The 13,230-nt window shown below is 46.7% G+C and carries 11 protein-coding genes; 6 read left to right on the top strand and 5 right to left on the bottom strand.

The window, feature by feature from the left end; all coding sequences use genetic code 11:
• Positions 1 to 2: 2 nt before the first annotated feature.
• Positions 3 to 2,087, bottom strand: coding sequence for an ATP-dependent helicase (locus E4V70_RS09160; RefSeq protein ID WP_122863481.1), 2,085 nt, complete (start codon positions 2,085 to 2,087; stop codon positions 3 to 5).
• Between the two features lie 164 nt (positions 2,088 to 2,251).
• Between E4V70_RS09160 and E4V70_RS09165 the strand changes: the two genes are divergently transcribed.
• Positions 2,252 to 3,124: a LysR family transcriptional regulator gene (locus E4V70_RS09165; protein ID WP_122863482.1), complete on the top strand. Its 873-nt coding sequence runs from the start codon at positions 2,252 to 2,254 to the stop codon at positions 3,122 to 3,124.
• A gap of 294 nt (positions 3,125 to 3,418) precedes the next feature.
• On the opposite strand, the gene E4V70_RS09170 is transcribed toward E4V70_RS09165, so the two are convergent.
• The 3 genes from E4V70_RS09170 to sstT all read right to left on the bottom strand — a co-directional run bounded on the left by E4V70_RS09170 (position 3,419) and on the right by sstT (position 7,028).
• Positions 3,419 to 3,856, bottom strand: coding sequence for a hypothetical protein (locus tag E4V70_RS09170; protein ID WP_122863484.1), 438 nt, complete (start codon positions 3,854 to 3,856; stop codon positions 3,419 to 3,421).
• Positions 3,857 to 3,986: 130 nt separating this feature from the next.
• The gene (locus E4V70_RS09175) at positions 3,987 to 5,708 is read right to left on the bottom strand and encodes a M3 family oligoendopeptidase (RefSeq protein WP_122863485.1); all 1,722 of its coding nucleotides are present in this window, start codon (positions 5,706 to 5,708) and stop codon (positions 3,987 to 3,989) included.
• A gap of 15 nt (positions 5,709 to 5,723) precedes the next feature.
• A complete protein-coding gene (sstT, locus tag E4V70_RS09180; RefSeq protein ID WP_122863486.1) occupies positions 5,724 to 7,028 on the bottom strand; it encodes a serine/threonine transporter SstT in 1,305 nt (434 codons plus the stop codon).
• A 142-nt stretch (positions 7,029 to 7,170) separates the two neighbouring features.
• On the opposite strand from sstT, the gene metK reads away from it, so the two are divergent.
• Entirely contained in the window at positions 7,171 to 8,373 is a 1,203-nt protein-coding gene (gene metK, locus E4V70_RS09185; RefSeq protein ID WP_122863487.1) for a methionine adenosyltransferase, read from the top strand.
• 131 nt (positions 8,374 to 8,504) lie between these two features.
• Positions 8,505 to 9,104, top strand: coding sequence for a hypothetical protein (locus E4V70_RS09190; protein WP_122863488.1), 600 nt, complete (start codon positions 8,505 to 8,507; stop codon positions 9,102 to 9,104).
• 11 nt (positions 9,105 to 9,115) lie between these two features.
• Here the strand turns inward: E4V70_RS09190 and E4V70_RS09195 are convergent, their stop codons facing one another.
• Positions 9,116 to 10,417: an apolipoprotein N-acyltransferase gene (locus E4V70_RS09195; RefSeq protein WP_122863489.1), complete on the bottom strand. Its 1,302-nt coding sequence runs from the start codon at positions 10,415 to 10,417 to the stop codon at positions 9,116 to 9,118.
• Between E4V70_RS09195 and yajC the strand changes: the two genes are divergently transcribed.
• The 3 genes from yajC to secF are packed head-to-tail and all read left to right on the top strand — an operon-like array spanning position 10,390 to position 13,225.
• Positions 10,390 to 10,680: a preprotein translocase subunit YajC gene (yajC, locus tag E4V70_RS09200; protein WP_122863490.1), complete on the top strand. Its 291-nt coding sequence runs from the start codon at positions 10,390 to 10,392 to the stop codon at positions 10,678 to 10,680. The genes E4V70_RS09195 and yajC overlap by 28 nt on opposite strands.
• Entirely contained in the window at positions 10,673 to 12,253 is a 1,581-nt protein-coding gene (gene secD, locus E4V70_RS09205) for a protein translocase subunit SecD (RefSeq protein WP_122863491.1), read from the top strand. Before yajC ends, secD begins: the two co-directional genes overlap by 8 nt.
• A complete protein-coding gene (secF, locus tag E4V70_RS09210; RefSeq protein WP_122863492.1) occupies positions 12,254 to 13,225 on the top strand; it encodes a protein translocase subunit SecF in 972 nt (323 codons plus the stop codon).
• The last annotated feature ends 5 nt before the right edge of the window (positions 13,226 to 13,230 follow it).

Genomic DNA, 13,230 nt, shown 5'->3' on the forward strand with positions numbered 1-13,230 from the left:
TTTTACACCGCTTTTTCGACGAAGCTAGACATTATCTCGCGGCTGATTCCGCCGAAATTTATCGTTAGCTTTAGCTCTTTTTTGATCTTCGTTACCGCCGTCACGCGCCCGATACCGAAAATTTTGTGCTTGACGAGGTCGCCTTTTTTGTATTCGCCCGCGGCTTGCGTTTGCGTCTGGATGATGAGGCTGCCGCTGCAAACGCCTGCTTCGCTTAAAAATCTGCTCTTTTCCAGCCTTGTTCTCTGGCCTTTATAAAAGCGCGAATTTACAAAGCTTAGCGTCAGGGTTTTTTTGGCGCGGGTGATGGCGACGTAGGCTAGGCGCCGCTCCTCCTCGATGTCGCTACCGTCGCCAAGAAGTGGGAAAAATCCCTCCTCAAGCCCGATCACGAAAAGATGCTCGAACTCAAGCCCCTTGCTAGCGTGTATGCTCATGATCGAGATCGCCTCGCCGCCGATGTTGTCCTGCTCGCTTTGTAGCGCGATCTCGTTTAAAAACTCCTCTATAGAAAAGCTTGGATTTTGCTTGATTTGATCCTTGATCGTAGCGTAAAACTCGTCTATGTTCGCCACGCGCTCTGAGCCGTCGGGCAAGCTCTCGTAGTATTTTTTGATGCCGAATTTCGCTTCTAGCTTATCCACTAGCTCGTACGGCGAGTCGCACTCTTTTAGCTCTCTTAAATTTGCCGCAAATTCGCCCAGGCTCGAGACGATCTTTTTGCTTAGATCCTTGTCGTTTTCGTCCAGGCTAGATATCGCTTCAAATAGCGAAAGCTTATGCTCGAAGGCGATCTTTTCGATCTTTGCGAGGCTTACCTTGCCAAGGCCGCGTTTTGGGCGGTTGATGACGCGCTTTAGCGAGAAGTCGTCGTTCTCGTTTGCGACCAGCCTTAGGTAGCTGATGACGTCTTTGACCTCGGCGCGCTCGTAGAATTTAACTCCACCGACCATCTTATACGGGATTTTTTCTTTGGTTAGGCCTTCTTCGAGCGAGCGGGAGAGAGCGTTTATGCGGTACAAGATCGCGATATCGCTAGCCTGCGCGCCGCTATCAAGCAGCTTTTTGATGCGTTTGGCTACTTTTAGGCTCTCCATCGTTTCGTCGTCTGATTCCATCAGCGCTACGTCCTCGCCGCCTTCTTTGGTGCTTTTTAACTCTTTGCCGAGGCGGTTTCTGTTATGGTCGATAAGCTCATTTGCCGCGCGTAAAATTTGACTCGTCGAGCGGTAGTTTTGCTCTAGTCTTATGACTTTGGCGTCTTTAAACTGATCTTTAAAATTTAATATATTTTCGATTTTCGCACCACGCCAGCCGTAGATACTTTGATCGTCGTCGCCCACGACCGCGATATTTTCGTGCGTTAGGCAGAGTTTGCGCAAGAGTCTGTACTGAAGGTCGTTGGTGTCTTGATACTCGTCCACCATCACGTAGGCATACCTGCGCGAGATCTCGCGCGCTAGAGCTTCGTCCTCGTCTAAAATTTTATAGCTAAGGCAGAGTAGGTCGTCAAAATCTACGAGGTTGTTTGCTGCCAAGTACTCCTCGTAAAGCTTGTAGATATTTGCTAGCTTTGCGTGGTAGCCGTCTTTGAAATTTTGCCCGTTTGCAAACATGCCGCCATGATTTAGCACCTCCTCTACGCTTAAAAGCGAGTTTTTAAAATTTGAGATCTCGCTAGCTAGAACCGAGGTCGCGATATCGCCCTCAAAGCCTTTTAGGATGCGCTTTTTATCGTCGGTGTCGATGATGACGAAGTTGTTTTTGCGCTTTAGGCGGTCGATGTAAAATTTCAAAAACAAAAGCCCGAATTTGTGAAAAGTGCAAAGTAGCGGAGTGAAATTTTTACCGGCGGCGCCTAGCATATTTAGCGCGCGGGTTCGCATCTCGCTTGCGGCTTTGTTGGTGAAGGTTAGCGTTAGGGTGTTTGACGGTGGGATACCTAGCTCGCTTATGAGATAGGCTAGGCGAGTGGTGATGGTTTTGGTTTTACCGCTGCCGGCTCCTGCTAAAATCAACATCGCTCCGTCCGTATGCGAGGCTGCCTCGCGCTGGCTTTCGTTTAGTTCGTCTAGTAAATCGGGCATTAAATTTCCTGCTTTATTTATTAAAATGATTAAATTCTAACAAAATAAGCTTAAAAATCGCCGCTGATTTAAATTCGGGTCTGATTAAGAGCGTTTTCAGATATAAATCAATACAATATTAAAAATATGATTTTATAAGCTGATATAATAATAAGGAGCCCGGCATGATCAATGATTTTAGTAAATTTTATACCTTTATGGAGATAGTGAAAGAAAGAAGCTTCTCAAAAGCCTCAAGAGCGCTTGGTATCTCGCAGCCCGCAGTTACTTTGCAGATGAAAAAGCTCGAGGAGATGCTACAAACCACGCTAATAATGCGCAAGAAAAACGGCATCGTCCTAACTCACGAGGGCGAGAAATTTTATAAACTCTGTACGCAGTTTGAAAGCGCGATGTTTCGCTTTAAAGACGAGCTGGCGCGCATAAAAACCGATAAAGTGCCGCTAGTAATCGCCACCACGCAGCTCATCGCCGAGGCGGTCATCTCGATACTGCTGGATAAAATCTCGCAAAGCGTAGGCAGCGAGCTAGACATCAGGATAAAAGAGCAAAACGAGCTCATAAACTACCTAAAAGACCGCCGCAGCGACATCGCCATCATCCTTGAGCAGTCGCTTGACAGCAGCTTGCTCGTTAAAAAGCTATTTGACTACGAGCTGATTTTGGTTTCAAATAAAAAAATCGCCGAGAGCGTGAAGCCTGAGGAGCTTATTAAGTTTAAATTTATCAAAGATAGGACGCGAACTTATCTCGATGATATCTTGCAAAAACACGGCGTGGACGCGCATGCGCTTGACGTGGCGTATTCGCTAGACGGCTCGATAATGGTCTGTCGCGCGTTGGCGTCAAACCATGCCGATACGTACGTGGCGTTTTTACCGAGATTTTTGATCGAAAACGAGCTAAAAAACGGCAAGCTGTTTGAGATAAATATCGCTAAATTTAAGCTCACTCGCTCGGTTTATGCAGCTGCGCTAAAAGAAAACGAGGAAGCGCTGCATAAATTTCTAAAGATCAAGACGAGCTTTAATTTTTAATTCGCTTTACCTCGGGCGCCAAATTTGAGCAAATCTAGCCTTTTGCGCCGCGTAAATTTAAAATACTCTTGCGTAAATTTGGCGCAAAACATCCTTGCCAAACCCGGAGATGATCTTGGTTTGGTGATTTTTATAGATTCAAATTTGTCTTTTGGATTTGTTGTAAATTTAAGGAAGTATTGCATTTAAGTTAAATGTGTCAAATATGAGTCCGCTTCTGTCAAAATGCAAACGCAAAGCGCAGTAAGCCCTATAAAGCTGCTTATTTGAGCAAAACGGCGGATAAAATTTTGCTCACTTTTTAAATAGATCTTTATTATTCGGGTTTGACATTAGCGCCGACATCGACTTTTCGAGCTGATTTTTTTGAGATTTGTAAATAGAAAAATTTACCAAAATCGGGCTGTTTTCAACTAAAATTTGCACGACCGCTCCAAGCGGAAAGCTGACGACGCTGGCAAAATTTTCCTTGCCAAAGCCGGCCTCGAAGCTTAGCTCCTCCGGAGTGAGTTTGGCGCTGCTAAAAGTATAGCCCGCAAGCGTAAAGACGATAACTGGAGCCGTAAAAGTGCTCATAATATACTCCGGCAGCTCGGGGTTAAATTTGACTAGATCAAGGTTGGCCATCGCCGAAAAGGAGCGGTCGTTTTTTAGCAGATACTCCACACACTCAAAAATGTGCTCCTTCATCATCGCCGCAAATCTCTCGTCGTCTAAAATCTCATCAAGCATTTTGCCTCCTTTTGTGCCTTTTTAAATTTTACCGTCTGTCGCGGCGCCGAATTTGACCTTAAATTAACGCAAAATTTAGCGTCAAATTCGTAGCCGCCCGGGCTCTCAAATTTAGTCAAATTTACGTTCGCTATGCTTCTTGGCAAAACTCCTCCACTAGCTTTCTAATCTCGTTTATGCCGATCTGCCAAAACGCCGCGTCCTCGATATCAAAGCCGAACATCCCGACCAGCTCTTTTGGCGAGCGCGAACCGCCCGCGCTTAAAAACTCGGTGTAAATTTGCACGAAATTTTCGCATTTGCCGCTTTTATAAAGCCCGAAAATCGCCAGCACCAAAAGCTGCGCATATGAGTAGGCGTAGCAGTAAAACGGCGTGTGGATAAAGTGCGGGATATAGCTCCACCAAATTTTGTAGTAGTCGTTTAGCGTGACGCTTTGCCCGAACATCTTCGCGCTCTCTTCGATCCAAATTTTATTTAGATCCTCGGCGCCGATCTCGCCGTCATGCGCGTGAACTCGGCGCTCAAAGGTCGTGAAGTTTATTTGGCGATAAAGCGTAGCGAAGATATCCTCGATCTTGCCAGCGAGTAAGGCGGTTTTTTCTTTGCCTTTTAGCGTGCTTTTGACGTGATCGAAAACCAGCATCTCGCAAAACACCGATGCCGTCTCCGCCGTAGTTAGCGGCGTGTCGGCGTTTAGAAATCCTACGGTTTCATAAGCTAGATTTTGATGCGCGGCGTGACCTAGCTCGTGCGCTAGGGTAAAAAGATCCCGCCTCTCGTCGGTGTGGTTTAAAAGTACGTAAGGATGGGCATTTGCGACGCCTGATTGCGAAAAGGCGCCACCTCGTTTGTTTTGCGCAGGATAGACGTCGATCCAGCCCTCTTTAAACGCGCGAGCGGCTATATCGCCGAATTTTGGGCTAAATTTAGCAAAAGTTTCAAGTACGATTTTTTTGCACTCTTCAAATTTATAAACGCTCTTGCTCTGCTCAAGCGGCGCGTATCTATCGTAGTCGTAAAGCTTTTTAAAACCTAAAATTTTGCGCTTTTTTTCGTAAAATTTAATCGGCAGATCAAAGCTCGTCTCGGCAGCCTTTATGAGCGCATCCACGCTGGCTTTGGTCGTTTGGTTTGAAAAATGCCGCGGACTTTCTGACAGATCGAATTTTCGCAGTTCGCAGCTAGTTTTTAGGCTGGTTTTTATCATATTATAGATGTAGCTAAGCAGATGCTGCTGCGGCGCTAGGCCGCCAGAGAGGCTCTTTGCGGCTGCTTTTCGCTCGGCTCGGTCTGGGCTGTGAAGTTTTGACAAAATCTCCTCTTCGCCTAGCATCTTGCCTTTAAATTTGAACTTAAGTGCGCTTAGCGTCTCGTCAAAAAGCCGCGAGAAGCCATCCGCGCCCGTGTTTGCCGTGCGGAGTAAAATTTGCTCCTCTTTTAGGCTTAGCTGGTGGGCTTTTTCTTTTGCGATATTGGCTAGATAGTAGCCAAGTCTTTGACTTTTGGCGATGATTTTGTTTTGTCTGGCTTCGTCAAATTCGTTAAATTTAAGCTCGAAAAATAGCAGATGATTTTGCGCCTTTGAGCTTAGCTCGTCAAATTTGGCGTAAAACGCGCCCTTTGAGGTGTCTTTTGAAAAAACTAGGCTCACGTAAATTTGCACGCGAGCGATGTTTTCTAGTAAATTTTCATATTCGTTAAGCGCGTTTAAAAACTCCACGTCGCTTAAATTTAAAAATTTATCCGAATATTTGGCTTCAAATTTTTCGCACTCGTTTTGCAGCGAAAGAGCCGATTTTTCAAGCTCTTTTTCATTTTTAAAAAGCGGGGTCAAGTCCCAAACGTTCATTTTGTCGCCTTAAATTTACTCTATGGTCTCTGAAGCTACGGCGGTGAAAAGTACGTCTGAGGCGCTATTTACGGCTGTTTCTACCGAGTCTTGGATCACGCCGATGATAAATCCTACGCCGACAACCTGCATCGCGATGTCGTTACCGATACCAAATAGCGCACAAGCAAGCGGCACTAGCAGTAGCGAGCCGCCTGCGACGCCAGAAGCTCCGCAAGCGCCCAGAGCCGAGATAAAGCAAAGCAGTAACGCGTCGCCAAAATCGACCGTGATAGACGGGATCGAGTTTACCGCCGCAAGCGCCAAGATACCGATAGTTACGGCTGCGCCGCCCATATTTATCGTGGCTCCTAGAGGGATCGAAATCGAGTAGAGCTCCTCTTTTAGCCCTAGTTTTTTGCAAAGCGCCATATTTACGGGGATATTTGCCGCAGACGAGCGAGTGAAAAACGCCGTAACCGCGCTCTCTCTCACGCAAGTCATCACTAGCGGATAAGGGTTTTTCTTAGTAACCGCAAACACCATCGCAGGGTAAACGACGAAGGAAACGAAAGCCATCGCGCCTACTAGAACGAGGATTAGTTTTAGGTAGCCCGCAAGCGCCTCAAAGCCCGTCTCATGGATGCTGATGGTAACTAGGCCAAAGATACCAAACGGCGCAAGGCGGATGATAAATCTAACGATTTTAGTCACGCCGTCGCTGACGTCTTGGAATACTTTTTTAGTTTCTTGCGTGCAAAATCTCATCGCGATACCGCCGCCCACGGCCCAGGTGATGATGCCGATGTAGTTGCCCGTAGATAGCGCGGTGATAGGGTTTTGAACCATCTTAAAGATGAGGTCTTTTAGGACGTCTACGATGCCTTGCGGAGCGCTCATATTTGCGCTCTCGACGCCTTTTAGCACGAGCTCCATCGGGAAAAGAAAGCTAGCTACAACCGCAACTACGGCAGCTAAAAACGTGCCGACTAGGTAAAGCGTAACTACCTTTTGCATGCCTTTTGCATGGCCGAATTCTTTCACGATGATAGAGGTCGCTACCAGTACGAAAACTAGGATAGGCGCGATAGCTTTAAGCGCGCCGACGAAGAGGTTGCCCAAGACGGCGATAGAGTTTGCGACCGAATTTGCCACGTCGGTTAGGTCTTTTTTTGCTGCGGCTAGCTGCGCTGCGTCGCTCACGCCTTTTGCGATTAGTTCGTTATAAGGAGCCGCCTGATAGTGCGCCCAAAAGCCGATAACGGCGCCTAGAGCTATGCCGATTAAAATTTGAACGATCAAATTTCCGTCGGCGAACCTTTTTGCCAGTTTGCTAAACATTCTAGTGTCCTTGCCTTAAAATTTAATTTTAGTTTAGGATTATAGCTGAATTTACGCGGAATTTACAAGCTTTGGGCGAGATTAATTTCAATTTTATTATGAAATGTTACAATTGCGAGATTAATTTTCATAAAGGAAAAGTATGTATTTGTTTACTTCAGAGGTTGTGAGTCCGGGTCATCCTGATAAATGCGCCGACATCATCGCCGACAGCATCGTCGATACGATCTTGATGCAAGATCCAAACGGCCGCGTCGCTAGCGAAGTTTTCGTCGCGGGTAAAAACATTATAATAGGCGGAGAGATAAACTCTAAGGTCAAGTTAAGCTTCAAGGACTACGAGAGTATCGTTAAAAACGCGCTGGCTAAAATCGGCTACGACGGCAAGTCTAAATTTACGAAAGAGCAGTGCCTGCACCCCGACGATGTCGAGATAAAAGTCTGCGTAAATCAGCAAAGTGCGGATATAAATCAAGGCGTCGATCAAGAAGGCGGCGAGATAGGCGCCGGGGATCAGGGCATAATGTTTGGCTTTGCCAGCTGCGAAGCGAACGAATATATGCCCGCAGCCATAACCTACGCTAGGATGCTTTGCGATAAGGTTTATAAATTTGCCAAAGCCAATCCCGATAAACTCGGCGTCGATATAAAAACTCAGGTCACCGTAGACTACGGCACGAAGGATAACTTTGAGAGCTGCAAGCCTCAAAGCATCCACACTATCGTAGTTTCGGCCCCTTGTGTCGAGACGATGAAGATAGAGGAGCTACGCGCCCTAGTGCAAACTCTCATCGACGATGCGGGCTTGCCAAAGGGTCTATATGATAAGAGCAAAACGCTAATCTACATCAACCCGACAGGCCGCTACGTAAATCACAGCTCGCTTCACGACAGCGGGCTAACGGGTCGCAAGCTCATCGTAGATAGCTTTGGCGGATATAGTCCGATAGGCGGCGGCGCGCAAAGCAGCAAAGACTACACGAAAGTCGATCGCAGCGGCCTTTATGCGGCGCGCTGGATAGCTAAAAACATCGTTGCTGCAGGCCTTGCTAAAAAATGCATCGTCCAGCTAAGCTACGCTATCGGTATGGCAAAGCCTACCTCTGTGAGCGTCGATACGATGGGCACGCAGATTGCCGGTATAAACGACGATATGCTGTCAAATTTCGTTAGTGAAAATTTCGCCCTCACTCCGCGCTGGATCACCAATAAATTCGGCCTGGATAAACCCGGCAAAGATACGTTTTTATACGCTAAAGTAGCAGCCAAAGGTCAAGTCGGAAACGCCAAATATCCGTGGGAAAAGCTTGACGCGGTTGATACTTTTAAAGCTTTGATTAAATAAATCCTCAAGCCCGCCAAATTTAATGCGGGCTTAAATTTACCCTTAAATTTAAGGCTTCGTATGAAATTTCGTCCTGCTTTACGTCTTAAATTTACTTCACAAACGCGCGGTAAAATTTAAAGAGATTTCAAATGCAAAATGCGACAAAACAAAACGGCAAAAACAAGACGCTTGGACTCGTTTTGCTCGGACTTTGCGCTTTTTATTTTATTTGCGCGCTAAGCATTTTTGTATTGCCTTTTGACGTGCTGGCTCGCTCGTCTTTGGCAAGAGATTTCGTGGAGGCTATGCTTAAAATTTACCCGGCCATTGAGAGAGCTTTTACTCATACCGATTTTACGCAAAAGGCCGCGTTTTATATCGCTTATATGGGGATTATCAAGGTCGTCACGCTTGTCGGTTTCGTAGCTGCTTGCTTGCTGTGTGGCAGTAAAGGACATAGAGCTCGCGTGATGAAACAAGCAAGAAAAGAAAATCCTGTCGTAAGATTTATTGTTTCTATTTTTGCTGTTTTGTTGGCTGCATTTTTTATAAATTTGGACTTTAACGGCACTTATATAGGCTACCGAAAACCAAAAAGTTCGCCGGAGTATGAGTGGATATTGACAACGCCGGGAGAACTGCTTTGGCAAGAAACGCTTGATTTTATTATTTTGCTTATCGTGGCGGCTTGTATATTTTACGCGGCGTTGCAAATTCGGTTGCTATTTCGCAAGCGCAAAGACCTCTGAATTTAGCAAATTTATCTGAAAATTTTATCGAGCAAGCCTTGTTTTGGCGTTATTATCTCAGACGGCGAGCTGTTTACGCTGTGATAGATGGCTTTGCCGTATTTCGTCGCGTAGTATTTGAGTAAATTTCGCTGTAAATTTGGCTCGGTACTAGGCACGAACCAGCCGTTGTTCGTCACTGCGATCATGACGTCAAATTCGCCTTCAAATAGCTCGTCCCTGGTCGCTTCGTAGCAGATCGCGTTTCTGATTTTAAGGCCCTCTATCTCGTAGTCGCTAGGGGTGCTTGCCGTCTCAAAATCCTTCGCGCCGCCGAAAAATATTTTATTTATCAAATCACGCGCAAATGCCGGTAGCGGGATCTCTTCGCCAAAAGGCACAAGGATAAATTTATCCATCCGCCGCATCTTGCCGCGATCAAAGAAAAACGCCGAGTTGTAGTTGGTGCCGTTTTCGCGAGCTAGCGCGCCGGCGACGATAGCGATCTTTTGCGACTTTTCGAGCAGCTCTGTGATGAGATTTCGCTCGTGTGTCATATAGACGGGAAAGGCGCTCTCGGGCAAAATAATCGTCCTAAATCCAGCGCTTATCGCCTCGTCTATGATGTCTAAATTTTGATTTATAAACTCGTTTTTTAGCTGCTTTTGCCACTTTAGCTCTTGCGGAACGTCGGTGTTTGTTAGCTTTACTTCGAAAGGCAGGGTTTTAAAATTTGGCGTATCATACTGCACCGCGCAGGCTAAAAGCGCGACAAAAGCGATAAATTTGAAGCGGTTTTTGACGTAAAACAGGCACAAAATAGCGGCGAAAATAAACGTAAGCGCGAGCAAACTGGGCGCAAATATGCCCGGCACGAAAACGGCTTCTAAATTTAGCCAGTTAAAGCCGAAGGGATGGATGTTTGTAACTAGGATAAGCAGCAAGGCCCTTAGCCAAATTTGAGCCGGGATACCTGCTATCAAAAACAGCGCGCCGTAGATGATCCCGATAGCTAAAATTTCAAGCGGGATGAGGTAGCCAAGCTCGTAATAAACGAGGCTAAAGCTGATCCAGTAAAACCATAAAATCCCGACAAAAAATCCCGTCCAAAAAAAGCCGCGGCGGTCAAATTTGAGCAGCAAATAAAAGCCCGCGATCGCAAAAAACGGCGAGATAAAATTTAAAATTTCGCCGCCTAAAACATCGGCTAGTATAAAATTTGATATTAAAATCGCGCCGACAAAGGCTTTTATTATAATTTTAGTGCTAAAATAAGGGCTTAAAATTTTTTTTATTAAGGAACCCCATGCAAGAAGGAAATTTCGTAGCTTCATTATTGCCTCTAGTCGTGCTTTTCGCGATATTTTATTTTTTGGTTATCAGACCGCAGCAAAAACAGCAAAAAGCTCATGCCGCAATGATAGCCGCACTCGAAAAAGGCGACAAGATCATAACTAGCGGCGGACTAATCTGCGAGGTGATAAAACCGGAAGAGGATTTTATCAGAGTTAAGCTTAACGACGACGTAATCGTGCGCGTTTCACGCGAATTCGTCGCGAAAAAAATAGAAAAAACAGAGACGAAAGCAAATGCGTAACGGCAAAATAACGTATAGGCTGATCATCTTTGCTTTGGCTTTGATTTTCGGCATTATCTTTTCCGCGCCGTCGTTTACGGACAAGCTAGGCGGCTCTAAAATCAGTCTAGGACTTGATTTGCAGGGCGGACTTCATATGCTTCTTGGCGTCGAGACCGAAGAGGCCATACACTCGAAGATCAAGTCGATAGCCGCTAGCGTGAACTATTTTGCGAAAAAAGAGGATGTTTTGATCGATAGCTTTAAGATCCGCGAAGACAAGGTGGACTTTGAGCTGCTTGACGCGGACGAAGCCGCTAAAATCGACGGCATGCTAAAAGATATCAAGGGTCTTAACGTACAAAAAGACGGCCTAAAATACTCGGTCGGCTTAACTGACGCCGAGAAGGCCGAAACTATCGAATACGCGATAAATCAAGCGGTAGAAACGATCAGAAACCGTCTCGATCAGTTCGGTCTAGCTGAGCCTACGGTAGCAAGACAGGGCAAGGATAATATCCTAGTCGAGCTTCCTGGCATCAAAACGGCGGCCGACGAGCAGCGCGCACGCGATCTCATCGCAAAAGCCGCGCACCTCCAACTGATGGCCGTCGATGAAAAGCGCCAGTCGCAGGCAAACTCTATGAGCGAGGCCGAGGCTGAGAGCTACGGCGACATCGTCTATCCGGACGTCAAAAACGAGCAGATAAAATACGTCGTAAAAAACATCCCCGTACTTGACGGCGCGATGCTAACGGACGCTAGGGTTGCCTTTGATCAGCGCACCAACTCGCCTATCATCAGCTTTACTTTAAACGCCGAGGGAGCTAGGATATTTGGCGATTTTACCGGCGCAAACGTCGGCAAGCGCCTAGCTATCGTGCTTGACGGCAGGGTTTACTCGGCTCCGTCGATAAACGAGAGAATCGGCGGCGGAAGCGGTCAGATAAGCGGCGGATTTAGCGTAGAGGAGGCTCACGACGTAGCTATCGCGCTTAGAAGCGGCGCTCTTTTGGCTCCGGTAAAAATGCTAGAAAAACGAAGCGTAGGACCAAGTCTGGGCGCCGATAGCATAAGACAATCGATGATCGCGCTAGCCTCGGCTTCGGTTTTGGTGGTGCTGTTTATGATAGCTTATTACGGATTTAGCGGCATTTTGGCAAATATCGCGCTTGTCGCAAATATCTTAATATTAGTCGCCGTGATGGCGATGTTCGGCGCTGCTTTAACGCTACCGGGAATGGCAGGTATAGTGCTAACCATCGGTATGGCCGTGGATGCCAACGTCATCATAAACGAGCGTATCAGAGAGCTGCTGCGCGACGGAGCCAGTATCGCAACGAGCGTGAAAAAAGGCTACGAAAACGCGATGAGCGCGATCATAGACGCAAATTTGACCACGCTTATCACCTCGGTCGTGCTTTATGCCTACGGTACGGGACCTGTTAAGGGCTTTGCCGTTACTATGGGCATAGGCATCATCGCTTCGATGATAACGGCGATCTTGGGTACTCACGGTATGTTTGATACGATTATAAATAAAATAGAAAAAAGCGGTAACACGCGGTTTTGGTTCGGTTATAAAAGGGTATAAATGCAATTTTTCTCAAAGGCACATGTTTATGATTTTATGAGCAAGCGCTACATAGCGCTAGCCGTCTCGGCCGTGCTATTTTTCGGATCGCTTTTTTTGATGGCGACGAAAGGCTTTAACTACGGCATCGACTTTTCCGGCGGTACGCTCATCCAGGTGAAATACGATAGCGCGGTCTCGCTGGATAAAATTCGCGCGGCTTTGGCAAAAGACGAAGCCTATAAAAACGCGAGCGTTACGGAGTTTGGCTCGGCGGAAGAGGTTACGATTAGATTTTCTGGGGCAAACTCAAATTTGGGTAGCGACGTCGGAGCTAGCGTTGCCGAGCTTTTAAAAGATACGGGTAAATTTGAGATCCGCCGTACGGACGTGGTCGGACCTAAAGTCGGCGACGAACTACGCGAAAAGGGCGTGATGGCGCTTGCGATTTCGCTTGTGGGTATTTTGATCTACATCGCGTTTAGATTCGAGTGGAGATTTGCGATGGCGGCGGTAGCTTCGGAGATACACGACGTCGTGATCACGATGGGCGCGATCAGCTTTTTTGCTATCGACGTAAATTTAGACACGCTTGCGGCGATCCTTACGGTCGTGGGCTACTCGTTAAACGATACTATCATCGTCTTTGACCGTATCAGAGAAAATATCAAAACCAGCAAGAGCACGCATCTTGACACGATAATAAACGAATCGGTCTCCGCGACGCTAACTAGAACGATACTCACATCAGGCACCACGCTCATCACGGTCGTCGTGCTATTTTTGTTCGGCGGAGATATGATACACGGATTTTCTTTGGCGCTGATAGTGGGCATCGTCATCGGTACGCTTAGCTCGATATTCGTCGCCGCACCTATGCTTTTATGGTTTAAATTTAGCGTAGAGAAATACCGCGCTATGGAAGCGGAAAAGGCGCGCATACAAAGAGAGAAAGACAAGCAACGCGCGATGTTTGAAAAAGGCACTATATAAGGAGA

It is taken from the genome of Campylobacter showae (assembly GCF_900699785.1).
GTDB lineage: Bacteria > Campylobacterota > Campylobacteria > Campylobacterales > Campylobacteraceae > Campylobacter_A > Campylobacter_A showae_D.